Raw genomic sequence first — 25,046 nt, forward strand, 5'->3', positions numbered from 1 at the left:
CCTGGGTATCAACCCTTTTTAATGATTGCTTCGGCGATGTTGTTCGGGGCTTCCGCATACCGCGAAAACTCCATTGCGTAAGATGCGCGACCCTGAGTTGCAGAGCGCAGATCCGTGGCATAACCAAACATTTCCGACAACGGAACCTCGGCGCGAACAATCTTGCCAGCGACACCGTCATCCATACCCTGAATCAGGCCACGACGGCGGTTCAAATCACCCACCACGTCACCCATATAATCTTCAGGGGTTACAACCTCGACTTTCATCATCGGCTCAAGCAGAGCCGGGTTCGCTTCCAGAGCGCCCTTCTTCATCGCCATGGAACCCGCGATCTTGAACGCCATTTCGTTGGAGTCCACATCGTGGTAGGAACCATCGTACAAGGTTGCCTTGATACCCAGCAGCGGATAGCCGGCCAGACAGCCGTTTTGCATCTGCTCCGAGATACCCTGCTGAACCGCCGCTACATATTCCTTCGGAACTGCACCACCGACGACCTCGTTCACAAAGATAAAGTTCTCTGCACCTTCCTCCAGTGGAAGTGGGTCAATCTTGACCTTAACGTGACCATACTGACCACGACCACCCGACTGGCGAACGAACTTACCCTCTACATCTACCGACTTACGAATACACTCGCGGTACGCAACCTGCGGCTTACCGATGTTCGCTTCAACCTTAAACTCGCGACGCATACGGTCGACAAGGATATCGAGGTGAAGCTCACCCATACCAGAAATAATAGTCTGGCCAGATTCTTCATCAGTGCGCACACGGAACGATGGATCCTCCTGAGCCAACTTGCCCAGAGCCACACCCATCTTTTCCTGATCCGCCTTGGATTTTGGCTCCACTGCAACCGAAATAACCGGCTCAGGGAACTCCATCCGCTCAAGGATGATCTTGTGGTTTTCATCACACAAGGTATCACCAGTAGTGACGTTCTTCAGACCAATCGCTGCTGCAATATCGCCCGCCAGAACTTCCTTGATTTCTTCCCGATCGTTAGCGTGCATCTGAACCATACGGCCCACACGCTCTTTTTTACCCTTAACCGAGTTGAATACGGAGTTACCGGACTCAAGCCTGCCGGAATAAACTCGGAAGAAGGTCAGCGAACCAACAAATGGATCCGTCGCGATCTTGAACGCCAAAGCTGCAAACGGAGCATTGTCGTCAACTGGACGAGTATCTTCGGTGCCATCTTCATCAACTTCACCACGGATGGCTTTAACCTCATCCGGAGCTGGCAAATACTCGATAACAGCATCAAGAACTGCGGGAACGCCCTTGTTCTTGAACGCGGAGCCACAACAAGCCAGCACGATCTCGTTAGAAAGAGTACGCGCACGCAAGCCCGCCTTGATCTCTTCTACAGACAACTCGCCGCCTTCCAGGTACCGCTCCATAAACTCTTCATTGGCTTCGGCTGCTGCTTCAACCAGAGCTTCACGGTATTTTGCGACCTCGTCGACCATATCAGCGGGAACTTCTTCCTCACGATAGGTCATGCCCAAATCGGCATCATCCCAATAGATAGCCTTGCCGCGAAGCAGATCGACAACACCGGCAAACTGGTCTTCAGAGCCAATTGGCAACTGAAGGGCTACAGGTGTAGCGCCCAGACGGGTCTTAATCTGCTGAACCACTCGCAGGAAGTCTGCGCCGGCACGGTCCATCTTGTTGACGAACACCATGCGAGGAACTTCGTACTTGTTAGCCTGACGCCATACGGTCTCAGACTGAGGCTCAACACCGGAGGATCCGCAGAACACAACTACAGCGCCATCGAGAACCCGCAGGGAACGCTCAACTTCGATAGTGAAGTCTACGTGCCCCGGGGTATCAATAACGTTGATACGGTGTTCATCGAACTGCTTGTCCATACCCTGCCAAAATGTAGTAACAGCGGCAGAGGTGATGGTTATACCACGCTCCTGCTCTTGCTCCATCCAGTCAGTGGTGGACGCGCCATCATGGGTCTCGCCCATCTTGTGGCTACGACCCGTATAGTAAAGAATACGTTCGGTCGTTGTGGTTTTGCCCGCATCAACGTGCGCACAGATACCAATGTTTCTGTAACGTTTAATCGGAGTTTTGCGTGCCACTGTATAAACCTCGGCTGTTTAGAAACGGAAGTGAGAGAACGCTTTGTTAGCATCTGCCATGCGGTGTACATCTTCACGCTTCTTAACAGCAGCACCTTTGCTGTCAGCCGCATCAAGAATTTCACCAGCCAAACGCTGCGCCATGGACTTCTCGCCGCGCTTCCGTGAAAACTCTACGAGCCAGCGCATTGCCAGCGCGTTCTGACGGGAAGGCCGTACTTCTACAGGCACCTGGTAAGTAGCACCACCGACACGACGGGACTTAACCTCAACCATCGGCTGGATGTTTTCCAGGGCCTTCTCGAACATTTCGATCGGCTCTTCCTTGGACTTCTCGGCAACAATTGTCAGGGCGCCATAAACAATACGCTCTGCAACCGCTTTCTTACCGCTTTCCATCACGTGGTTGATGAACTTGGCAAGACGCGCACTACCGAATTTGGGATCCGGGATAATTTCCCGCTTAGCTGCAACTCTTCTTCTAGGCATCGATAAGCCCTTATCTAATTAAAAGGTCTTCAGGAACCCCTGAGATAGCCGACGGCTACTCAGCCTTACTCTTACCGTTCTGACAAGCAACGATAAAAGACACTCTTTCGGAGCATTACGACTTCGGTCGTTTTGCACCGTACTTGGAGCGACCCTGCTTACGGTTCTGTACACCCTGGGTGTCCAGCGTTCCGCGAACAGTGTGATAGCGCACACCCGGAAGGTCTTTTACTCGACCGCCACGGATCAGCACAACACTGTGCTCCTGAAGGTTGTGACCTTCACCACCAATGTATGAGGAAACCTCGAAGCCGTTGGTCAGACGAACACGGCACACTTTACGCAGTGCTGAGTTCGGCTTCTTCGGCGTTGTGGTGTAAACACGAGTGCATACACCACGGCGCTGAGGACATGCCTGAAGAGCAGGAACATCGCTCTTGGCTACCTTGCGCTTACGAGGCTTACGCACCAACTGATTAATCGTTGCCATGTAAGCAAACTCCAAAAAACCATATCAATGAAACTTACCCCCAGTGAAGGGGGTAAAATTAAGGGTCGCAAGTTTAAGCCTGCGCCCCCGGACAGTCAAGACGACTGTACTCTTTTTAACCACCCCCCGCGTAAGTATCTACACGAAGGTGGCGCACCAAACTCAACCTCCGCGGTTGAGCTCTGCACTCAGAGCTTCTTCAACGTCTGCAGCTGTAACGCCCTGCTGTTCCAGTTCGCGCTTGCGGCGACGCTCTGCGTGATATGCCAAACCAGTTCCCGCAGGAATCAGTCGACCGACCACGACGTTTTCTTTCAGACCGCGCAAGAAGTCACGCTTGCCAGTGACTGCACCTTCGGTGAGCACCCGGGTTGTTTCCTGGAACGAGGCTGCAGAGATGAACGATTCAGTCGCCAATGACGCCTTGGTAATACCCAACAGCAACCGCTCAAATCTTGCCGGCTCTTTATCAGCCGCAACTGCTTTCTCGTTTTCTTCCAAGAGCCTCGTGATCTCGAGCTGATCACCGGACATCAGGGTGGTATCACCCGGATCGGTAATCTCAATCTTACGCAGCATCTGGCGAACGATAACCTCAATGTGTTTATCGTTTATGACAACACCTTGAAGGCGATAAACGTCCTGGATCTCGTTGGTAATGTACCTGGCCAACTCAACCACACCCAGCAGACGCAAAATGTCATGCGGGTTAGACGGCCCATCTGAAATCACCTCGCCTTTCTCAACGGTTTCGCCTTCGAAAACGTTCATTTGACGATGCTTCGGGATCAGAACCTCGTACGGATCTGCGTCTTTCGGGGTCAGCACCAGGCGCTTTTTGCCCTTGGTTTCCTTACCGAATGACACTACACCACTGATCTCGGCAAGAATGGACGATTCCTTCGGACGACGCGCCTCAAACAAATCAGCAACACGCGGCAGACCACCGGTAATGTCACGAGTTTTCGAGCTTGCCTGAGGTATACGGGCTACCACGTCACCAAGTTCGATACGCGCACCGTTCGCCATGGTTACCAGGGCATTCGCTGGCATAAAGAAGATGGCCGCTCCACCAGTTGGCAGATCCACATCGTTACCCGCCTCATCAACCATCTGGATGGCCGGACGGATATCTTTACCCGCAGCTGGACGCTCCTTCGGATCGATGACTTCCATCGTCGACAAGCCTGTGAGCTCGTCGGTCTGCGTGCGCACGGTAATGCCCTGGTCCATGTTGACGAACTTGGCAATACCTTCAGCTTCCGCGATGATGGGGTGAGTGTGTGGATCCCACTTGGCAACCACAACGCCCGCCTCAACTTCATCGCCACTTTTCACAGACAATACGGCGCCGTATGGAAGTTTGTACCACTCCCGCTCACGCCCCTGATCATCAGCAATTGCCAAAGCAGAAGAGCGAGAAATAACAACCAGTGAGCCATCCGTTCTCTGAAGAGACTTCAGGTTATGCAGGCGAACAGTACCACCGTGCTTGACTTGAACGTTATCTACCGCTGAAGCCCGACTGGCCGCACCACCGATGTGGAAGGTACGCATCGTAAGCTGGGTTCCAGGCTCACCGATGGACTGAGCAGCAATAACACCCACTGCCTCACCCACGTTAACGCGGTGACCACGCGCCAAATCGCGACCATAGCACTTCGAGCAGATGCCGTGGCGAGTTTCACAGGTAATCGCGGAGCGAACCCAAACCTCATCCACACCAGCGCCTTCAAGCTCTTCGATCGTTTTCTCGTCAAGCAGAGTGCCGGCAGCGACAACAGCATTGTCTTTATCCGTAGGAGTAAATGTATCCCGGGCAGTAACACGACCCAAAACACGATCCCCCAGAGGCACAACTACGTCACCGCCTTCAATATGCGGCGTCATCAACAGACCTTCTTCAGTACCGCAATCTTCTTCGGTAACGACCAGATCCTGTGAGACGTCGACCAGACGACGGGTCAGGTAACCGGAGTTGGCAGTTTTCAGTGCCGTATCCGCCAGACCCTTACGGGCACCGTGTGTCGAGATAAAGTACTGAAGTACGTTCAGGCCTTCACGGAAGTTCGCGGTGATTGGCGTTTCAATGATCGAGCCATCTGGCTTGGCCATCAAACCACGCATACCGGCGAGCTGACGAATCTGCGCAGCAGAACCCCGCGCACCAGAGTCAGCCATCATGTAGACGGAGTTGAACGACTCCTGCATCAGATCTTCGCCATCTTCACCTTTAACGGGCTTTCCGTCAGGACCAATGACTTTTTCCTTTGCCAGGCGCTGCATCATCGCCTTGGAGACCTTATCGTTTGCGCGCGACCAGATATCGATAACCTTGTTGTACTTTTCACCCTGCGTAAGCAGGCCTGACGCGTACTGGGATTCAATATCTTTTACTTCATCAGAAGCGGCATCTACCAGCTCATATTTCTCTGGCGGGATCTCGAAGTCATTGAAGCCAATCGAAATACCTGAAACCGTCGCATAGTGATAGCCCATGTACATGAGCTGATCCGCAAAGATAACCGTTTCTTTCAGGCCAGCATCACGATAGCAGGTGTTGATCAGATTCGAGATCGCCTTCTTGACCATTGGCTTGTTAACCAGGTCATAAGACAGCCCGTCTGGAACAATATCAAACAACAAAGCACGACCAACCGTGGTTTCCACGATCTTGTACTCTTCTGTGTTATCGCCCTCAGCCTGTATGGAGACCTCTTTGACGCGCACCTTAACCACAGCCTGAAGGTCGACCTTACCGGCACCGTAAGCGCGGTGCGCTTCTTTGATGTCAGCAAACACCATACCTTCACCAAGCGCACTCTTACGCTCGCGGGTCATGTAATAGAGGCCAAGTACAACGTCCTGGGACGGCACGATGATGGGCTCACCGTTCGCAGGCGACAGGATGTTGTTGGTAGACATCATCAGCGCACGGGCTTCCAACTGAGCTTCCAGCGTCAGCGGTACGTGTACCGCCATCTGGTCACCGTCGAAGTCGGCGTTATAGGCCGCACAAACCAGGGGGTGCAACTGAATTGCCTTACCTTCGATCAGCACTGGCTCAAATGCCTGGATACCCAAGCGGTGAAGCGTTGGCGCTCGGTTAAGCATGATCGGGTGCTGACGAATAACTTCGTCCAGGATATCCCAAACAACGCCTTCTTCGCGCTCAACCATCTTCTTGGCGGCTTTGATAGTCGTAGCAAGGCCACGGTGCTCAAGCTTTGAGAAAATAAACGGCTTGAACAGCTCCAGCGCCATTTTCTTGGGCAGACCGCACTGATGCAGACGCAAAGATGGCCCAACAACGATTACCGAACGACCGGAATAGTCAACCCGCTTACCCAACAGGTTCTGACGAAAACGACCTTGCTTACCCTTGATCATGTCGGCAAGAGATTTCAGCGGGCGCTTATTAGTGCCAGTGATAGCACGACCGCGACGGCCGTTATCCAGCAGCGCGTCGACAGCTTCCTGCAGCATGCGCTTTTCGTTACGCACGATGATGTCAGGAGCGTTCAGCTCAAGCAGACGCTTGAGACGGTTGTTCCTGTTGATCACCCGACGATAGAGATCGTTCAGGTCTGATGTCGCAAAACGGCCACCATCAAGTGGTACCAACGGACGCAGATCAGGCGGCAGAACCGGCAACACAGTCATAACCATGTCGCCCGGCTTGTTGCCGGAGTACAAGAAAGCCTCAAGAATTTTCAGGCGCTTATTGAACTTTTTGATCTTGGTTTCAGAGTTGGTCTGGGGAATTTCTTCCCGCAGCGAATCAACTTGCTCCTGAAGGTCAATCCCCTCAAGCAGCTCCTTGACGGCTTCAGCACCCATGCGGGCGTCAAACTCGTCACCAAACTCTTCCAGTGCTTCGTAGTACTGCTCGTCGTTCAGCAGCTGCCCGCGCTCAAGCGTGGTCATTCCCGGGTCGATTACTATAAACGACTCGAAATAAAGCACGCGCTCGATATCACGCAGCGTCATATCCAGCATCAAACCAATGCGGGATGGAAGAGACTTCAAGAACCAGATGTGAGCAACCGGGCTGGCCAGCTCGATATGAGCCATACGCTCACGACGAACGCTTGCCAGTGCTACTTCAACACCACACTTCTCGCAGATAACACCGCGATGTTTGAGGCGCTTGTACTTGCCGCAGAGGCACTCATAATCCTTGATCGGGCCGAAGATCTTGGCACAAAAAAGACCGTCACGCTCAGGCTTGAACGTACGGTAGTTAATGGTCTCAGGCTTCTTAACTTCACCAAAGGACCAGGACCGGATCATCTCCGGTGATGCCAATCCAATACGGATCGCATCAAATTCCTTGCTTTGGTTTTGGCTCTTGAGAAGATTCAGCAAATCTTTCATCAGTAAAAGCTCCGGATGGCGTTAATCTCGGGCGGGCACACCAAGTGCCCGCTCACGCTGCCAAAAACAATTCGGCTCACTCAGATTCCAGCTCGATGTCGATACCCAGCGAACGGATCTCCTTGACAAGAACGTTGAAGGATTCCGGCATGCCGGGCTCCATGCGATGATCACCATCGACAATGTTCTTGTACATCTTGGTCCGACCGTTCACGTCGTCAGACTTAACGGTGAGCATTTCCTGCAGCGTATACGCTGCACCGTAAGCCTCTAGGGCCCACACTTCCATCTCACCGAAACGCTGACCACCGAACTGCGCCTTACCACCCAGCGGCTGCTGAGTAACCAGGCTATAGGATCCAGTGGAACGGGCGTGCATCTTGTCATCGATCAAGTGGTTAAGCTTGAGGATATACATATACCCTACTGTTACCGGGCGATCGAAGGCATCACCTGTACGACCATCATACAGCTTGGTCTGTCCAGTTGTGCTAAGGCCTGCCAACTCAAGCATGTGCTTGACCTCGGATTCCTCGGCGCCATCAAACACAGGCGTGGCCATAGGAACACCACCGCGCAGGTTATGAGACATCTCGAGGATTTCCTTGTCACTCAAGGAATCCAAATCCACTTTGAAGACTTCATCAGAGTGGTTGTAGATCTCATCAAGCAGTTTGCGCAGGTCGGCCACCTTGCGCTGCTCATCCAGCATCTTGCTGATGCGCTCGCCGAGGCCCTTTGCTGCAGCTCCCAAGTGAGTCTCGAGAACCTGCCCAACGTTCATTCGCGAAGGAACACCCAGTGGGTTCAGAACGATATCAACAGTGTTACCGAACTCATCGTACGGCATATCTTCGATCGGCTTTACGGCCGAAATAACACCCTTGTTACCGTGACGACCCGCCATCTTGTCACCTGGCTGGATACGACGCTTGATCGCAAGGTAAACCTTGACGATTTTCAGCACGCCCGGAGCCAGATCATCGCCCTGCTGAAGCTTGCCTTTTTTGTCATCAAAGCGCGCTTCGTGCTCCTTAGTACGCTCTTCAAGGCCCTGCTCGGACTTCTCCAGAAGTTCATTCAGGCTCTCGTCCTGCATGCGCAGCTTGAACCAGTCTGAACGAGGCAGCTCGGTCAGGTAACCTTCGTCGAGGCTTGCGCCCTTCTTCAGGCCAGGCCCACTGATGACTTGCTGTCCTTTGAGTGCGTTCAGCAAACGCTCAAAGGTAGCGCCCTCAACGATGCGGTACTCGTCCTTCAGGTCTTTGCGGTACTGATTCAGCTGCTCTTTCTCAATTGACTGAGCGCGCTGATCCTTCTCGATGCCGTCACGGGTAAATACCTGAACATCGATTACGGTACCGCGAGTGCCCGTTGGCACACGTGATGAGGTGTCTTTTACATCAGACGCCTTCTCACCGAAGATAGCCCTCAACAGCTTCTCTTCCGGGGTCAACTGGGTCTCACCTTTCGGTGTTACCTTGCCCACCAGAATATCGCCAGCACCTACTTCAGCACCTATGTAAACAATACCGGACTCATCCAGCTTGGACAGTGCGCTCTCACCAACGTTTGGAATATCCGCGGTGATTTCTTCACTACCCAGCTTTGTATCACGAGCCACACAGGTCAACTCCTGAATGTGGATCGTGGTCAGGCGATCTTCCTGAACCACTTTCTCGGAAATAAGGATGGAGTCCTCAAAGTTGTAACCATTCCAAGGCATAAATGCGATACGCATGTTCTGCCCCAGAGCCAGCTCACCAAGATCAACCGATGGTCCATCTGCCAATACGTCACCGCGGGCAATCTCATCACCCTGGCGTACGATTGAGCGCTGGTTAATACAGGTGTTCTGGTTCGAGCGGGTGTACTTGGTGAGGTTATAAATATCCACACCAGCATCACCAGCTTCGGTCTCTTCGTTGTTCACACGTACCACGATACGGGCCGCATCAACACTCTCGATCACACCGCCACGTCGAGCCGTGACACAAACACCGGAGTCCTGAGCAACCGTACGCTCAACACCGGTACCTACCAATGGCACCTGTGAACGCAGTGTCGGAACAGCCTGACGTTGCATGTTCGCGCCCATCAAAGCACGGTTAGCATCGTCGTGCTCAAGGAACGGAATCAGCGAGGCAGCAACAGATACAACCTGGCGCGGCGATACGTCCATGAAGTTAACGCTTTCAGGAGGCATAACCGTGGTTTCGTTCTGGTGACGTACAGTTACCAGCTCGTCCTGCAGGCGTTTACCTTCATCCATAGCCGCACTGGCCTGGGCGATAACATAATTGCTTTCTTCAATTGCCGACAGGTAAACCAACTCATCGGTAACTACGCCGTCAATTACCTTCCTGTATGGGCTCTCAAGGAAACCATAGGAGTTGGCACGGGCATAAGTTGCCAGAGAGTTGATCAGGCCGATGTTTGGACCTTCCGGCGTCTCGATCGGACACACTCGGCCATAATGGGTCGGGTGTACGTCACGAACCTCAAAGCCAGCACGCTCACGGGTCAGGCCACCAGGCCCAAGAGCCGAGATACGACGCTTGTGAGTCACTTCAGACAACGGGTTGTTCTGGTCCATAAACTGGGACAGCTGGCTTGAGCCAAAGAATTCTTTAACCGCGGCAGCTACCGGCTTGGCGTTTATCAGATCCTGAGGCATGAGGCCTTCACTTTCCGCAAGACTCAGTCGCTCACGAACCGCACGCTCAACACGAACGAGACCAACTCGGAACTGGTTTTCAGCCATCTCACCAACGCAACGTACGCGGCGGTTACCCAGGTTATCAATATCGTCTACCGTGCCCTGACCGTTACGGATATCGATCAGAGTCTTGAGCACATCAATGATATCTTCGTGAGTCAGCGTACCTTCGCCAGTGCTCTCTTCGCGACGCAGGCGACGATTAAGCTTCATCCGGCCAACAGCAGACAAGTCATACCGCTCTTCAGAGAAGAACAGGTTATTGAACAGATTCTCTGCCGAATCCTTGGTAGGCGGCTCCCCGGGACGCATCATCCGGTAGATTTCCACCAACGCTTCGAGCGGACTGCGAGTCGGGTCGATACGCAAGGTATCAGACATGAACGGGCCACAGTCGAGGTCGTTGGTATAAAGAGTCTCGATCTCTGTAACGCCGGCATCAAGAATCTTGGTAACCACTTCTTCGCTGAGCTCGGTATTACACTCAACCAGCACTTCGCCACTAGCCTTGTCGATCATGTCCTTAGCCAGAACACGGCCGTACAGATACTCAGTGGGAACTTCAAGTTCGTTAATGCCTGCTTTTTCCAGCTGCTTGATGTGGCGTGCCGTAATCCGGCGACCCTCTTCTACAATCAGCTTGCCATCGTTATCTTTGATATCGAAGGTTGCAATATCGCCACGAAGGCGGCTTGGCACCAACTCCAGCTTGCACGTCTCAGCGCCCAGAGAGAACTTACTGGTCTCAAAGAACATCTCTAGCATTTGCTCAGAGGTATAACCAAGTGAGCGCAGGAGAATGGAGGCCGGCAACTTGCGTCGACGGTCAATCCGAACGAAAACAGCGTCCTTTGGATCGAATTCAAAATCGAGCCAGGAACCACGGTAAGGAATCACCCGAGCTGAATACAGCAGCTTGCCGGATGAGTGGGTTTTACCTTTATCATGGTCAAAGAACACACCGGGAGAGCGGTGGAGCTGGGAAACGATAACACGCTCGGTACCGTTGATAACGAAGGTACCATTCTCAGTCATCAGGGGCATTTCACCCATGTAGACTTCCTGTTCTTTGATGTCCTTAATCGCCTTGTTGGACGATTCCTTATCATAAATGATAAGGCGAACTTTCACTCTCAGCGGCGCCGCGTATGTTACGCCCCTAAGCTGGCATTCCTTAACATCGAATACAGGCTCACCAATTCGGTAGCTCACATATTCGAGTGCAGCATTGCCAGAGTAGCTGGCAATCGGGAATACGGATTTGAATGCTGCATGAAGACCGGTTTCCCGACGATCTCCAGGTGCGGCTTCCATTTGCAGGAAGTCCCGAAATGAATCCAGCTGAATAGACAGCAAATAGGGGACATCCATCACGGAAGGCAATTTACTAAAATCTTTGCGAATCCGCTTTTTTTCAGTGTAGGAGTAAGTCATCTGCATTCCCCAGCTTTAGACCTGATACCTGGTATCAAGAAGCAACCAATGTTCTGCTTCGGGGCCGAATTGCTCGGCTTATCGCGCCGTCTTGAACGAAGACCCTGACAAGCATTTGCAGAACTCAACAACCCTGCATCCGAATGCCAGACTCTATAGCATATACAACAGAAAAAGGCCGGTGGCACAAAGCCACCAGCCTGCCTGCGCTTACAGCGCAGCTTCAATCAACAGCCGACTCTTACTTAAGCTCAACAGAAGCGCCTGCTTCCTCAAGCTTCTTCTTGGCTTCTTCTGAGTCAGCCTTGCTCGCTGCTTCCTTGATAGTGGAAGGCGCGCCGTCAACCAGCTCTTTAGCTTCTTTCAGACCCAGGCCGGTCAATTCACGAACAGCCTTGATAACGTTAACTTTCTTCTCGCCAACGCCAGTCAGAATAACATCAAACTCGGTCTGCTCTTCAGCAGCGGCAGCATCGCCACCAGCAGCTGCAGGTGCGGCTGCAACAGCAGCAGCGGCAGATACGCCGAACTTCTCTTCCATTGCTTCAACCAGCGCAACAACATCCATTACGCTCATTTCAGCAATTGCATTCAAAATATCGTCTTTAGACAGAGCCATGACTTTCTCCCAAAAAAATAAATATGGTGTTCAACAGAATCAAGCAGCTTCTTGCTTCTGGTCTCGAACTGCCGCAACGGCGCGGGTCACTTTCGAAGGAACTTCGTTCAGTGTCCGTGCCAGCTTGGTGATTGGTGCCTGTGTTACCGCGGCCAGCATCGTCAACGCTTCGTGACGTGTTGGCAGCTTGGCAAGACGATCGATCTGGTCTGCGCCCATCAGCTCACCGCCGACTGCCAGTCCTTTAATCTCGAATGCGTCTTTCTCTTTCGCAAAATCCTTCAGCAGGCGCGCAGCCGCTCCCGGATCTTCCATTGAGAATGCCAGAATGGTTGGGCCGACCAGGGCCTCATCAATGCACTCAAACTCTGTACCACGAATAGCAATCTTAGCCAGGTTGTTACGAACAACCTTGAGACGCACATTTTCGGCACGAGCTTTGGCACGCAGAGCCGTCATATCACCAGAGGTGACACCACGGTAGTCAGCCAGAACCACAGACAGAGCACCACCGGCAGTCTCGTTGACTTCAGCGACGATCGCCTTCTTGTCTTCGAGTCTAATTGCCACTGGATTTCTCCTCGATTTCGCCAGGGGTATTCCCGGCAAACCCATCATTGCCCTGGAAGCCTGATACACAAGGCTTCCTATAGGCGCCTTAACGGTGTTTGGGTTCAGAGAGAACGTCTTCACACCGTCTGCGCAGGCGTTGCTTTAACCCTTCCAGTCGAAAGACTTCAGGGGCCTGCGGTCTTTGACAGCCTTGGCTTCCGCCCAGACTACAAAGTAACTACCGACCAGAGGGTCAGATATCAAGACCACCTTGATCGATAGTCAGGCCAGGACCCATCGTTGACGAAATGGTGATCTTTTTGAGATACACACCTTTCGCCGAGGACGGCTTGGCCTTTTTCAGATCTGCAACCAGCGACTCAAGGTTTTCCTTGATATTCTGAGCAGAGAATTCCACATTACCTAACGGCGAATGGATAATACCATTCTTATCCGTGCGGTAGCGTACCTGGCCTGCCTTGGCGTTTTTGACCGCAGTCTCAACGTCAGGGGTTACGGTACCTACTTTCGGGTTAGGCATCAGGCCGCGGGGACCCAGAATCTGACCCAGCTGACCGACAACACGCATGGCATCCGGGGTGGCAATTACCACGTCGAAATCCATGTTGCCTTTTTTAACTTCCTCAGCAAGATCGTCCATACCAACAATGTCGGCGCCCGCAGCAGTCGCTTTCTCAGCATTTGCACCCTGAGTAAACACGGCGACACGGACGGTTTTACCTGTACCGTGCGGCAATACAGTGCTGCTACGCACAACCTGGTCAGATTTACGCGCATCAACACCAAGATTGATTGCAACGTCTACTGACTCTTTAAACTTCACGCTTTGACCCAGTTCGACCAGCAGCGATACCGCTTCATCGACAGAGTAGGAACGCGTTGACTCAACCTTTGAGCGAATCAGCTTCTGGCGCTTGCTCATTTTAGACATGTTACACACCCTCCACGGTCAGGCCCATGCTGCGGGCAGTACCAGCAATGGTGCGAACCGCCGCATCCATATCGGCAGCAGTCAGATCCGGCTCTTTAGTCTTGGCAATTTCTTCAAGCTGTTCACGAGTCACCTTGCCAACCTTATCGGTATTCGGGCGACCAGATCCACTCTTGACACCGGCAGCCTTTTTGAGAAGCACAGGTGCAGGCGGAGTCTTGGTGATAAATGTGAAGCTACGGTCACTGTATACAGTAATGACAGTAGGAATCGGTAGACCGGCTTCCATATCCTGAGTCTTTGCGTTGAACGCCTTACAAAACTCCATGATATTGACGCCGCGCTGACCCAGCGCAGGGCCTACGGGGGGGCTCGGGTTGGCCTTACCGGCAGCAACCTGAAGCTTGATATATGCTTCTATCTTTTTAGCCATGATAGTACTCCTATGGGTTCAAACGCCTTTCGGCTCCCCGTTGCAGACACAAAAAGCCCGCGACGCCTTAGCGCGCGAGCCTTCCGGTTTAGAAGCTGCCGATCAGTCTTTCTCGACCTGCCCAAATTCCAACTCTACCGGAGTTGAGCGACCGAAGATCAGAACAGCAACCTTGACCCGACTCTTGCCGTAGTCAACTTCTTCCACAACGCCATTGAAGTCAGCAAACGGACCCTCAACAACGCGAACAACCTCGCCCGGCTCAAACAACGTCTTGGGCTTGGGCTTATCAGCACCACTTTCAACTCGGCGCAAAATTGCTTCAGCTTCACGCTCGGTAATCGGAGCCGGCTTATCCTTGGTACCACCGATAAAACCAAGCACCCGGGGCGTATTCTTCACAAGGTGCCAGGTACCGTCATCCATTTCCATTTGAACGAGAACGTATCCAGGATAAAATTTGCGCTCACTCTTACGCTTTTTCCCATCACGCATCTCAACAACTTCTTCGGTAGGAACAAGGATCTCACCGAACCTATCCTCCATACCTTCAAGCGCTATACGCTCGATGAGAGTGCGCATTACGTGCTTTTCGTAGCCAGAATATGCATGAACCACGTACCAGCGCTTAGCCATTGCCCACTCCTGTTAACCTATGAATCCGGCGACCAGCCAGCTGATTATGGAGTCCATGCCCCACAACAACAGAGACACAACCAGCACAAAAACCACAACAATAATCGTGGTCTGAACCAGTTCTGGCCTAGTGGGCCATACCACCTTCCGGATCTCAACACGAGCCTCTTTCAGAAGCGTCGCGAAGCGTCGGCCACGCACCGTCTGCAAAGCCACCAAGACCGCAACGATAGCAAGCACAACAAGAGCCAGAACCCGATACAGCAAAGACTCGGCGCTGAAATACTGATTACCAACAACACCAACGGCAATCAGAACGAACACAACTAACCACTTCACTACATCGAAGCGACTGTTTGATTGAACAGCTTTTGACTCCATGGGAATCAACTTATGTATCCGGATGTTAAAAAAATGGCAGGCCAGGAGGGAATCGAACCCCCAACCTGCGGTTTTGGAGACCGCTGCTCTGCCAATTGAGCTACTGGCCTGCACCGAAACTACTCAGTGCACTTTCTATCAAGCGCGCCACAAGGGCACGCTTGGTATTCGGGTAACTTATTACTCGATGATCTTGGCGACTACGCCAGCACCAACGGTACGACCGCCTTCGCGAATCGCGAAGCGCAGGCCATCTTCCATGGCGATCGGAGCAATCAACGTCACTTCCATCTGTACGTTATCACCAGGCATAACCATTTCCACGCCTTCCGGCAATTCACAGGAACCAGTTACGTCGGTAGTACGGAAGTAAAACTGAGGACGGTAGCCCTTGAAGAATGGAGTGTGACGACCACCCTCATCCTTGCTCAGTACGTATACTTCACACTCAAACTTGGTGTGCGGCTTGATGCTACCTGGCTTACACAATACCTGACCACGCTCAACGTCGTCACGCTTGGTACCACGAAGCAGTACACCTACGTTCTCGCCAGCACGACCTTCGTCCAGCAGCTTACGGAACATCTCAACACCGGTGCAGACAGTCTTGACGGTATCCTTGATACCAACAATCTCAACTTCTTCACCAACCTTGACGATACCGCGCTCAACACGACCAGTCACAACCGTACCACGACCGGAGATAGAGAACACATCCTCAATCGGCAGCAGGAACGGCTGATCAATCGCACGCTCCGGCTCAGGGATGTAATCGTCCAGAGCCTCAACCAGCTTCTTCACAGCGGTTGTGCCCATTTCGTTGTCGTCTTTGCCCTGCAACGCCATCAGCGCTGAACCAGTGATGATTGGCGTATCGTCACCCGGGAAGTCGTACGCACTCAACAGCTCGCGCACTTCCATCTCTACCAGCTCAAGCAGCTCTTCATCATCTACCATGTCCGCTTTGTTCAGGAACACAACGATGTAAGGAACGCCAACCTGACGAGACAGCAGGATGTGCTCACGCGTCTGAGGCATCGGGCCGTCAGCTGCGGAACAAACCAGAATCGCGCCATCCATCTGAGCCGCACCGGTGATCATGTTCTTCACATAATCCGCGTGGCCCGGGCAGTCTACGTGTGCGTAGTGACGGCTAGGAGAATCGTACTCAACGTGAGAGGTCGCAATGGTAATACCACGCGCACGCTCTTCCGGTGCGTTATCGATCTGATCGAATGCACTCGCAGAACCAGTACCCCAAACTTCGTGACACACACGAGTCAGAGCAGCGGTCAGAGTCGTCTTACCATGGTCAACGTGACCAATAGTGCCCACGTTAAGGTGTGGCTTAATTCTTTCAAACTTAGACTTAGACATTCGACCAATCCCCCTAATCAACCTGGATAGCAACGTTGACCGGATAAATAGTGGAGCTCATGACCGGAGTTGAACCGGTGACCTCATCCTTACCAAGGATGTGCTCTACCGACTGAGCTACATGAGCATTGCAAATCAAATTGGAGCGGGCAGCGGGAATCGAACCCGCGTCATCAGCTTGGAAGGCTGAGGTAATAGCCACTATACGATGCCCGCGAGCAATTAAGTGGTGGAGGGGGCTGGATTCGAACCAGCGAAGCTTTCGCGTCAGATTTACAGTCTGATCCCTTTGGCCACTCGGGAACCCCTCCGAGTCAGGCGCAATATCACGCACCTGTCACAACAAAAAGTGGAGCTGGCGGACGGAATCGAACCCCCGACCTGCTGATTACAAGTCAGCTGCTCTACCAACTGAGCTACGCCAGCTCACATTCGCTTGTTCAGCGAGGGCGGTATACTACGGATTATTTTCGGGAGTTGCAACACTCTCGCAGCGGTTAAACTCAACAAAGTCAAATTCCGCTCCATAACCCGCCTCCAGCGCCTGAACCATCTCTTCTGCAAGATTTGGCTCACTCTCAAAAGCGAGCGCGTAGCTTATCTGATTTCGATCGAAGTTGACTAGTACCACGTTAAAATTCTTGCTCTTTTTTTCTTCCAGCACGGATATTGCTGCTCTACGAGACTCAAATAAGCCGAGAGAAATCGCGTTTCTATTTGCACCCTCGGTTACCAGATAGGAATCTACGCCTCGCCTTTGCATTTCCCGGAACTGCTCCAACGCTGCTGAAGGGGGCTGAGGGGGAATAATAACCCAGTGCAACGAGGGTAAAGGCCGCTCAACCTCCTCCAAGAGCACACTTTCAGCTCTTGCAAGCGCTGAGTGTGACTTAAGAGCCTCTGCAACTTGCAAACTTGCAATCCAGCCCAGCCTGACACACTCCCGCGCACTGGACACAGGCGCCGTTGAGCCGGCACCACCATCCTGCACTTTGAGACTTGCTACTCGCGGCAGACTTCCGCCCGCAGTGGAGCCAAGCTTAACATCCACTGCGGTGTAATCGCTCAGTTGCCACACACAAAGATTTATGACAACCAGCACAAGCGCAAGCCATTTCATACTTCATGGGCCTCTGCGTCGATCAGACCAAGCCCGTCCATGACCAAAGATGGGCACATTTCTGCAACCAATCCAAGCTCCAGAAGCCTGTCTGCATCGCCCCCCGTAACCACAATATCGCTGATCCTGAAGGCTATAGAATCGCGCTTAATTCGCTCAACCAGCGCCTCGAACAACCACGCGATACCATGATTAACGCACTCGCTGGTACTTACCCCCGGGCTAACATTCAAGATCTGACTTGGATCAAAATCTATGCGAGCGGCATCCACCTGCAAACTGCGACGCATCATATTCAGGCCTGGCAAAATAAACCCCCCAAGGTGACGCCCGTGAGAGTCGACATAGTCAACGGTTATCGCGCTGCCAGCGTCAACCACCAAGAAAGCCTGCCTGTGCCGCTGCCAGGCTCCGTACATGGCGTGCCATCGATCTGCGCCCATTTGGCTGCAATCTTTATACGAACTTCTAAGCCCCCCCCTCGCAGCCTCCGCCCAGTAGAACCTGATCGGCGCGTCAAATCGACTGGACAGATGCGCCAAAAGGCTCGCCCTCTTTGTCTCCGAGGCAACAGTAGAGACCGCCACCCTGGAAACACGCCCCTCAATCACAGTCAACCCTTGTAAAGGATCGGCATCCGCAATAACACCCACACCCTGATCAACAGCCCGCCCCGACTCATCAAGACGCCACTTTAGCCTGGAATTCCCGGCATCAATCAACAGTCTCACAAAACCACCCGCAAGCTGATTTCCCCAGCACGAATTGGAACAATCCCTCCCTCCGGCGTGCCAAGCAAATAGTTCCCACTACCGTCAATGCCGTTACCGACCCCCTTCAACTCCCCATCCTTTGCCTGGATAAGGCGATTGCAGTATATATCGCGGTTCTGCCAAGGCTCGCGGAATACCCCGAACCCCTTACTTGAAAACGTGTCAGCAGCATCAGCCACTGCACCAATCACCGCCGCGGCGACCTGATTTCTGGACCATTCGGTATCCGGACAGGCACTTGCAAGACTGCTCCATGGCTGATCAACACCTTCAGCTTTATGCATGTGCACGTTAATTCCGATACCCACAACCACCCGCACAACACCTTCTTGCAATTCACCCTGCAATTCCACAAGGATGCCTCCCAGCTTGCCTGCTGGAAGAAATATATCATTGGGCCATTTCAACCCAACATCCGGAACACCCAAGGTCTCGAGCGCCTCCGCAACCGCTACCCCAAACACGAGGCTAAGTCCGTCCAGCACCGAAAAACCGCCATGAAAGACCAACCCCATGCTCAGGTACAGATTTTCTCCACGCGGACTTTGCCAACTTCGCCCTCTACGCCCACGACCAGCTGTCTGGGAGTCTGCAATGGATATCGGGAGCTTGCCGTCACAACCCTCAGCAACTTGCCTAAGGACCTCAGCGTTTGTTGAATCCACTTCATCCCGCACTCTCAAATCAACCCGCGTTGCCAATCCAGCATCAAGCTGTTTGATGATCAGAGCAGAATCCAGCAGATCAACCCGAGACACCAACTGGTAACCGCGACCACGAATGCTAGCCACTTCAAAGCCCTGATCCATTAGGCGCCTCATCTGCTTCCAGATCGCTGTACGGCTCACGCCCAACTGCAGAGCAAGGGATTCACCAGAGTGAACCTGTCCATCACTGAGAAGGGCAACAAGGGCTTTGAGTTTCATCAGATATTATCCGGCCGGAATGTTTGGTATCGGCGGATTAAACACCAGGAGGGAGCAAAAAAGCAAAACTGGCGGCCGGAGCAGTAGTTGCTCGACCGCCACAACGATCAGGGAATGGGTGTCGCTGTGAGGTTCGCTCTTATGTCGAAGTTCTGCATCATGACGCCGTATACGGCTGTTTGAGCACCACCGGTCGGGTGCACAAGGTCAATATTATTGATCGATAACTCTTTGAACTGACTCTGAGCTTTCACCGCAAACCCGAGGGGGCGATTATTCAGATCACTCTGGGTTGGGCTGCCTACGTAGCGGTATCCGTGGGCCGCGTTAGGATCCATAATTTTTTCATCGCCTTTTACACCCAGAACACCCAGGGAATCCGGCCCGCTCTGCTTCTTGATCACCTTGGTCTGATATACGTCCACAGCAAGATCGGTGCGAATCCCGAAGGTGTTGTCATCTACACCGTCACCGTCAAAGTCACCGCCGTCGCTGGTATAGATATCATTCAGAAGAACACGGGTACCCGTGCCGTTTACTGGATTACCATTGCCATCCAGTTGCCGATTGGTCTCCCATGTGAAGGCGTTCTTTTTATCACCTGAAGCTCTGGCAAGCACATTTTTCAGTCGAACCGTGATGCCCTCTTCGCCCCTCGTCTCCCAGATACCACCCGAAGCCTCGCAGACGATTTGCGTACCACCGGCACCACCGGCGCACACATCACCAGCACCACCCGGCACAATAGTCATGCTACTTCCAACTTCATAGTTTTGAAGAACAAACCGACCAAAGCTGTTGCCTGCCGACTTATCACCTACCCGCAGGTTGCCAACATCCATAGTGCCCCAGGACTCCCCTGTGACCATAGCCAAGCCTTCATCCGTTGCATCAATGGTCATATCCCGCACATGAGCGTCGTATTCAAGCTCGCTGATCCAGAGGCCCTTCTGGCTAACTTCGCCCGCACCCTTATCATAAGCATCGGCAATGATTGCAGCCTTGCCATTCCGGATACGCACATCAGAGTTGACCGTAATTCCTTCACCACTGGCCCCACCAGCACCCAAGGTTATCTGACCATCAAGCTCAAACTCGTAGGCGGGATAAAAGCCAAGAGCGAGCAACAATTCGGTGCCACCTTGCAGCTGCGCATCGTCACTTCCAACTTTCAGACCATTAATTCGATACCCTGCTTTAACATCCTCAAAACCGATTCGAAGCCCGTCAAAAAACTGGGTACCGCCCCGAACTTCTTCCCGAGTGACATTCACGGTAATGTCCCCACGCCCCCATGACTGCAGGCCACTGAAAATCATCCGATTACCATCTTCGGTGTAGGCTATATCTGCCCGGCGCAAGCTCCACTCGGCGGCCAGCCGCAAACCTTGCGGCCCGGCATCTGCATGCCCCCCGCCTTGCAAATACACAGCGTTGGTGTAGGTGCGGCCATTGTATGCGTGCTCTTCAAACAGGAAGCTTACATTCACCTCACCAATACTTTTAGAACCACTGCCCATCTCAATAGCACCAATATTAAATTCACCGGCCATTGAGCCCAATGTCAGCGCCAACGCAGGTCTATTCTGCCAATCTGGCGCAACGTCCAGCCGCAAATCCTGCACGTTCATATTGCCCGTGATATTCCTGAGGGCCAGAACATTACCATCATCGTGATACAGGAAAGAGGCACTGTGGATGGTTGTCTGGCTATCAAACCGCAGCCCTTCACCCTCACGACCTCCCGCCCGGATATCGGTACTGGAAGAGAGATCATACTGGCCACTCAACCCGCCATAGGAAGGCAACAGAGCGCCGGAGCCGACATCATTGCTAACACCGTGGTTCAATGGGTTGCCGCTATATCGGATAGCTTCAACCTGCCAGGAGCCTACCACCCTGGGAGCATCCAGTTTGAGCGTGTCGCCCACGACATCCAGCGTTATACCCAAGGCTTCAACATCCATGGTAATGCCGTCGAGAAACACTTCGTTGCCATTGGTCCGGTAGCCCAAGCGCCCCCCGGTCATGGTGTAGGCGGTATCGAATGTATAGCCTGAACCGCCCACGGCACCGCCCGGCTTTATGTTCAGATAACCCTGCAAGGAATGATCCAGAAAAACGCCACCCATGCTGAGACCCGGTGCTCCAGCAAGCCGAATATCGCTAAACTCAATTCGGCGATCTTCCACCAGGTAGTCGAGATTCAGGGATGCATCAGAGCCAATATCTACCTTTACTACATGGCGCGCCTGGCCAGAGGGATCAGAAGCGGAACCTACGCGAAACCCTTCAAGATGAATACCTTTGCCATCATCGTAATACGAAACCTTGTCTGCCGTGACTCCAAGCTCCATTTCAAGGGTAATACCGCTCTGCCCACTGACAGATGCCAACTCCGAGTCATCAAGGCTCCGCATGTCAGCGGAAGCTGCAGAGACCGCCCCCAAGATGAGAATCCCGGAATGAATGGCGAGAGTGTAGCTGCGACCTTTATCGATCTTCATGTTTGCTCCTCACCTACTAGGGACTACCCGCTGGGAAAACGAGCAAGTTGCCTTCCATGATTACGTCGCCCTGCATCTCTACCGTAAAGATATCAGCTTGCTGAAACCCAATGTCGGTCGGGCGCGGGGTGGTACTGGCAGCGATTTTGTAGCGAACATCATCGAAGCGAACGATATTCGGCAAGCCGATCTCCAATACATCCCCACTGAAAAGTGCTCCATCCCCTCCAAAGCCCGAATCGATAGTTCGAATGCCCAAAGTCAGCCCCTCAAATGCGAAGCTGCCTCGTAGTTCATCAAGAACCATCCACCCGCCCGTTTCCTTTAAGCGGTAAGCCAAACGAGCCCCACACTTTTTGGTCACATCATCACAGCGCCCAAAATAGCTGTTCTCAACTGGGCCACCCAACTCGTTGATACTGATATCTCCGGACAGGTAGATACCGCCTTGACCAGAGACATCTGACAGCGCGTCATCGCTGATCTGAGTCATTTCTGCTGCTGCAGGCCAAATCAATGAAAACAGACACAATCCGGCCAGAACCTTAACCATTGCGCTATCTGCTATGCTCATCGTTATAAGTCCTTGGTTCTTATGTTCAGGTGCTGAATCAGAACGCCTTGTATCCGGGCAGAACCGAAGTCTCTATTGCCTACACTAAAGTTACCAATGCTGAGATTGCTACGGTATTCAGGATCGGTGTAGTAAGCGTTATAAGAATCCCAGGCCTCTGGATTACTGCTCGCGCGAAGTCCGTTAGCGCCTATTTCGCCAGCCAATGGCTTACGGATGGAAGCAATATCAATGACAAAGTTACCGCCACCGTCTACATCAAGGAACAGGGGCTGCAATTGGTTGCCCAAGGCCAACTCCATGACAACATCAGACATATAGATTCTGGAACCGCAGGCGGTGCCATCCTGGGCACAGACATCAATAGCCAGCTCAGGTGAATAGAAGTTCAACTTGAACTGAGCAACCATCTGTTTACGGGCTTCATCTCCCCAAAGGCGCAGGTAACTCCCATCTACGACGGCACTTTTCGCATGAATATTCACGTTACCAGTGCGGTCTGCACCTATGCCCACATTCACTTGCATACCAATATCTGGCCGCTCTCCAACAAAGTCGGCAGTGGCTGGACGACTTGAACAGGTTCCGGTTCCAGCCACAGCACTTGAGCTCAGGCAGTCAAACCCTTCGGCAGCCGCCACCATCGCAGGCGCCGCAATCTCGAACACTGCTTTCTCTGCAATGCCTATGTTATTGCCGTCCACTACATCTATGCGCCAGGGGTTTATCAAGCGCCCGATATTAACCGGGGTGAGACTCTCCCCATAATTACTATTGGCACCAGAAACATAGAACCGATTTACGGTGATATCCACATCCCGGCCATCGGTGCTTTTAATGCCTGCAATGCGAAAGACGCGCGCCCGATCGCCATTGGCGTCCGGCTGATCTGTACCGTGGGAGAATTTGAAGTTTTCGAGAACCACCCCGATTCCTGCTCCATCGATTTCCGACATTTCGTTCTCGGAAAGCCCCTCAAGTTCCGCAAACCCGGCGCCAGCGAAACACAACCCAAACAAAGCGCCTAAAGCCTGCTTGGCAAACTGTCCTGAATATCTGCTTACAGACGTCATCATAGTCACCTAGAACAGCCCCAGACCGCGGTCGATATATTCAGTACGCAAGCGCGGGATGCCGTGCAGTGCCTGCTCGAGATTCACGACTGTTGCACCGTTTGGAATATTGAAGAATGCACCCTGGGTTGCGCGTATAAAATCCTCAGGGGAAAGGTTCTGCTTTTTTACATCCTTGAGCCACTCCAGATCTTTTGTCTGAAAGGACATGAACACACCATCGACTGGACCAGTCAGGTGAGGCTCCCCACCCACCTGACTAACCTCACCAATAGGAAAGCTGTTATACGAGTCAAGCCGGAAGCAAACGCCTATGCCAAGAGCCTTGCAGTCTTTGACCATCACCTCAACATCACCTTTCCCGCAGAAAAACCCACAGTTGGGGTTAACAAGATTAATGGTAGAGCTCGCGGTTCCGCCGACGATCCTTAGAAGCCCCCGCGTAATACCGGCCACATCTTTAATGACGATCTTTTCGCCATTTAGAATACCGGCGTACTCTGCACGTATCGGATCTGCCTCACCTATATTCGGACCCTCTCCGTGAACCAACTGCGCTTTCGCGTAGAGGGGGTCGCCGCTTGTCAGGTATGGGGCCAATGCGACTATAAGGGAGTCACCAAAACTGCCATCAGACTCTGCATTTTTGAGACCTTCCCCCCTGTCAAGAATCTCTATGTTCACGTTACCCGTCAGGTTTTTAATCGAGCCAGAGAGCACGCCCATCGCGTCGCCAAAACCCAGCCGAAAGCCGACAATCTCGTTGGAGATTTCATCCTGGGCAAACTCGAAAAATGGATTACTGATGGAGAAAGGTACGATCTCGCCCTGTGCATAGGCACCGCCATCAGGTTTATGCTGCCTTGGCATAGAAGGGTTGGCACTGTAGTAGGCTTGATTATTGATGTAGCCCAACGCGAAGTCTTCGATGTAAACATCGGACGTACCAGGCTTTTCTCCAGCACGTTCGTATCGCCCCATTTCGATAGCATCAACGTTGGTTTGAATCTCTATGTCCATCCCAAGGTTTACGCGCGTATAAGCTGTAGAGTCGTTTGCATCAGGATGATACTGGCGATCAACTGATACAAATGCCTGCCCGGTAACCTCTGACATTGCATGGTCAGTAATTGGACTTAGCTCCGCATTTACAACAACAGGCAGCGCTGGCAAGAGAATTACCGCAACTAATCTGATCATCATTACATCCCATTGCGACCGCTTTGTTATTTTGGCGGCTCATCACATGGTGAAGAGTGCGCGAGGTGCGCCGGCGCTGCTGGTAAGAGCGCCACTGGATTACATTTTTTTATAAGTTCTTCTCACTGAGCCTACCAGCATGCACGACATCTAACTGTGCGGCTTGTCATAAATCAGCATTCAAAATTGTCATAAATCATGAATCGAAATAGCCATATTTCAAGCATAAAAAAACCCCAGCTTCGCAAGAAGCTGGGGTTTGGTATTAAGAGTCTGACGATGACCTACTCTCACATGGGCAAA

Annotated in this window: 19 protein-coding genes and 5 tRNA genes; all 24 read right to left on the reverse strand. The window is 52.6% G+C overall.

Translation table 11 applies throughout. The features are described 5' to 3' along the window. Positions 1–8: 8 nt before the first annotated feature. Positions 9–2,111 (reverse strand): elongation factor G, encoded by a 2,103-nt coding sequence (gene fusA, locus AADB16_RS17680; RefSeq protein ID WP_309046018.1) that lies wholly within the window; start codon positions 2,109–2,111, stop codon positions 9–11. Between the two features lie 18 nt (positions 2,112–2,129). Continuing rightward, a complete protein-coding gene (gene rpsG, locus AADB16_RS17685) occupies positions 2,130–2,600 on the reverse strand; it encodes a 30S ribosomal protein S7 (RefSeq protein WP_200205292.1) in 471 nt (156 codons plus the stop codon). Positions 2,601–2,715: 115 nt separating this feature from the next. Beyond that, complete coding sequence (rpsL, locus tag AADB16_RS17690; RefSeq protein ID WP_012139854.1) at positions 2,716–3,090, reverse strand: 30S ribosomal protein S12; 375 nt, start codon at positions 3,088–3,090, stop codon at positions 2,716–2,718. 162 nt (positions 3,091–3,252) lie between these two features. After that, complete coding sequence (gene rpoC, locus AADB16_RS17695) at positions 3,253–7,467, reverse strand: DNA-directed RNA polymerase subunit beta' (protein ID WP_298453435.1); 4,215 nt, start codon at positions 7,465–7,467, stop codon at positions 3,253–3,255. A gap of 76 nt (positions 7,468–7,543) precedes the next feature. Beyond that, complete coding sequence (rpoB, locus tag AADB16_RS17700; RefSeq protein WP_298453437.1) at positions 7,544–11,620, reverse strand: DNA-directed RNA polymerase subunit beta; 4,077 nt, start codon at positions 11,618–11,620, stop codon at positions 7,544–7,546. Between the two features lie 241 nt (positions 11,621–11,861). After that, positions 11,862–12,239, reverse strand: coding sequence for a 50S ribosomal protein L7/L12 (gene rplL / locus AADB16_RS17705; protein ID WP_298453441.1), 378 nt, complete (start codon positions 12,237–12,239; stop codon positions 11,862–11,864). A 39-nt stretch (positions 12,240–12,278) separates the two neighbouring features. Beyond that, entirely contained in the window at positions 12,279–12,809 is a 531-nt protein-coding gene (gene rplJ / locus AADB16_RS17710) for a 50S ribosomal protein L10 (protein ID WP_200205301.1), read from the reverse strand. A gap of 235 nt (positions 12,810–13,044) precedes the next feature. Then, the gene (rplA, locus tag AADB16_RS17715; protein ID WP_309046020.1) at positions 13,045–13,743 is read right to left on the reverse strand and encodes a 50S ribosomal protein L1; all 699 of its coding nucleotides are present in this window, start codon (positions 13,741–13,743) and stop codon (positions 13,045–13,047) included. Position 13,744: 1 nt separating this feature from the next. Further along, on the reverse strand, positions 13,745–14,176 hold the full coding sequence (gene rplK / locus AADB16_RS17720; RefSeq protein WP_298453449.1) for a 50S ribosomal protein L11: 432 nt from the start codon (positions 14,174–14,176) through the stop codon (positions 13,745–13,747). A gap of 102 nt (positions 14,177–14,278) precedes the next feature. After that, positions 14,279–14,812, reverse strand: a complete 534-nt coding sequence (gene nusG / locus AADB16_RS17725) for a transcription termination/antitermination protein NusG (protein ID WP_298453452.1) — start codon at positions 14,810–14,812, stop codon at positions 14,279–14,281. A gap of 12 nt (positions 14,813–14,824) precedes the next feature. Beyond that, on the reverse strand, positions 14,825–15,193 hold the full coding sequence (gene secE, locus AADB16_RS17730) for a preprotein translocase subunit SecE (RefSeq protein WP_309046021.1): 369 nt from the start codon (positions 15,191–15,193) through the stop codon (positions 14,825–14,827). 34 nt (positions 15,194–15,227) lie between these two features. Next, positions 15,228–15,303 (reverse strand) — tRNA-Trp (locus tag AADB16_RS17735). A gap of 70 nt (positions 15,304–15,373) precedes the next feature. Then, complete coding sequence (gene tuf / locus AADB16_RS17740; protein WP_298453426.1) at positions 15,374–16,570, reverse strand: elongation factor Tu; 1,197 nt, start codon at positions 16,568–16,570, stop codon at positions 15,374–15,376. A 51-nt stretch (positions 16,571–16,621) separates the two neighbouring features. After that, a tRNA-Thr gene (locus tag AADB16_RS17745) sits at positions 16,622–16,697 on the reverse strand. 14 nt (positions 16,698–16,711) lie between these two features. Then, positions 16,712–16,786 (reverse strand) — tRNA-Gly (locus AADB16_RS17750). A gap of 11 nt (positions 16,787–16,797) precedes the next feature. After that, a tRNA-Tyr gene (locus tag AADB16_RS17755) sits at positions 16,798–16,881 on the reverse strand. Between the two features lie 39 nt (positions 16,882–16,920). Beyond that, positions 16,921–16,996: transfer RNA gene (locus AADB16_RS17760), tRNA-Thr, on the reverse strand. A 31-nt stretch (positions 16,997–17,027) separates the two neighbouring features. Further along, positions 17,028–17,690, reverse strand: a complete 663-nt coding sequence (locus AADB16_RS17765) for a hypothetical protein (protein WP_410805176.1) — start codon at positions 17,688–17,690, stop codon at positions 17,028–17,030. Further along, positions 17,687–18,421, reverse strand: coding sequence for a type III pantothenate kinase (locus AADB16_RS17770; RefSeq protein ID WP_410805178.1), 735 nt, complete (start codon positions 18,419–18,421; stop codon positions 17,687–17,689). Before AADB16_RS17770 ends, AADB16_RS17765 begins: the two co-directional genes overlap by 4 nt. Further along, on the reverse strand, positions 18,418–19,389 hold the full coding sequence (locus AADB16_RS17775; RefSeq protein WP_410805180.1) for a biotin--[acetyl-CoA-carboxylase] ligase: 972 nt from the start codon (positions 19,387–19,389) through the stop codon (positions 18,418–18,420). The genes AADB16_RS17770 and AADB16_RS17775 overlap by 4 nt, the downstream gene beginning before the upstream one ends. A 107-nt stretch (positions 19,390–19,496) precedes the next feature. After that, entirely contained in the window at positions 19,497–21,896 is a 2,400-nt protein-coding gene (locus tag AADB16_RS17780) for a DUF6160 family protein (RefSeq protein ID WP_410805182.1), read from the reverse strand. A 16-nt stretch (positions 21,897–21,912) separates the two neighbouring features. After that, positions 21,913–22,389 (reverse strand): hypothetical protein, encoded by a 477-nt coding sequence (locus tag AADB16_RS17785; RefSeq protein WP_410805194.1) that lies wholly within the window; start codon positions 22,387–22,389, stop codon positions 21,913–21,915. An 83-nt stretch (positions 22,390–22,472) separates the two neighbouring features. Then, positions 22,473–23,543 carry a hypothetical protein gene (locus AADB16_RS17790; protein ID WP_410805184.1) on the reverse strand — a complete coding sequence of 357 codons (1,071 nt, stop codon included), beginning with the start codon at positions 23,541–23,543 and terminating at the stop codon, positions 22,473–22,475. 9 nt (positions 23,544–23,552) lie between these two features. Continuing rightward, positions 23,553–24,743, reverse strand: a complete 1,191-nt coding sequence (locus tag AADB16_RS17795) for a DUF6160 family protein (RefSeq protein ID WP_410805186.1) — start codon at positions 24,741–24,743, stop codon at positions 23,553–23,555. Positions 24,744–25,046: the final 303 nt, after the last annotated feature.

Source organism: Marinobacter sp. KMM 10035, assembly GCF_046537445.1.
In the GTDB taxonomy this organism is placed as follows: Bacteria; Pseudomonadota; Gammaproteobacteria; order Pseudomonadales; family Oleiphilaceae; genus Marinobacter; species Marinobacter sediminicola.

What these genes read in the sequence shown, in the direction of transcription:
- rplA (WP_309046020.1), bottom strand. Translation starts at nt 13,743, where the DNA reads ATGTCTAAAATGAGCAAGCGCCAGAAGCTGATTCGCTCAAAGGTTGAG.
- AADB16_RS17775 (WP_410805180.1), bottom strand. Translation starts at nt 19,389, where the DNA reads ATGAAACTCAAAGCCCTTGTTGCCCTTCTCAGTGATGGACAGGTTCAC.
- rpsG (WP_200205292.1), bottom strand. Translation starts at nt 2,600, where the DNA reads ATGCCTAGAAGAAGAGTTGCAGCTAAGCGGGAAATTATCCCGGATCCC.
- rpoC (WP_298453435.1), bottom strand. Translation starts at nt 7,467, where the DNA reads ATGAAAGATTTGCTGAATCTTCTCAAGAGCCAAAACCAAAGCAAGGAA.
- secE (WP_309046021.1), bottom strand. Translation starts at nt 15,193, where the DNA reads ATGGAGTCAAAAGCTGTTCAATCAAACAGTCGCTTCGATGTAGTGAAG.
- AADB16_RS17785 (WP_410805194.1), bottom strand. Translation starts at nt 22,389, where the DNA reads ATGACTCAGATCAGCGATGACGCGCTGTCAGATGTCTCTGGTCAAGGC.
- rpsL (WP_012139854.1), bottom strand. Translation starts at nt 3,090, where the DNA reads ATGGCAACGATTAATCAGTTGGTGCGTAAGCCTCGTAAGCGCAAGGTA.
- nusG (WP_298453452.1), bottom strand. Translation starts at nt 14,812, where the DNA reads ATGGCTAAGCGCTGGTACGTGGTTCATGCATATTCTGGCTACGAAAAG.
- AADB16_RS17790 (WP_410805184.1), bottom strand. Translation starts at nt 23,543, where the DNA reads ATGACGTCTGTAAGCAGATATTCAGGACAGTTTGCCAAGCAGGCTTTA.
- AADB16_RS17765 (WP_410805176.1), bottom strand. Translation starts at nt 17,690, where the DNA reads ATGAAATGGCTTGCGCTTGTGCTGGTTGTCATAAATCTTTGTGTGTGG.
- tuf (WP_298453426.1), bottom strand. Translation starts at nt 16,570, where the DNA reads ATGTCTAAGTCTAAGTTTGAAAGAATTAAGCCACACCTTAACGTGGGC.
- rplL (WP_298453441.1), bottom strand. Translation starts at nt 12,239, where the DNA reads ATGGCTCTGTCTAAAGACGATATTTTGAATGCAATTGCTGAAATGAGC.
- rpoB (WP_298453437.1), bottom strand. Translation starts at nt 11,620, where the DNA reads ATGACTTACTCCTACACTGAAAAAAAGCGGATTCGCAAAGATTTTAGT.
- AADB16_RS17795 (WP_410805186.1), bottom strand. Translation starts at nt 24,743, where the DNA reads ATGATCAGATTAGTTGCGGTAATTCTCTTGCCAGCGCTGCCTGTTGTT.
- AADB16_RS17780 (WP_410805182.1), bottom strand. Translation starts at nt 21,896, where the DNA reads ATGAAGATCGATAAAGGTCGCAGCTACACTCTCGCCATTCATTCCGGG.
- rplK (WP_298453449.1), bottom strand. Translation starts at nt 14,176, where the DNA reads ATGGCTAAAAAGATAGAAGCATATATCAAGCTTCAGGTTGCTGCCGGT.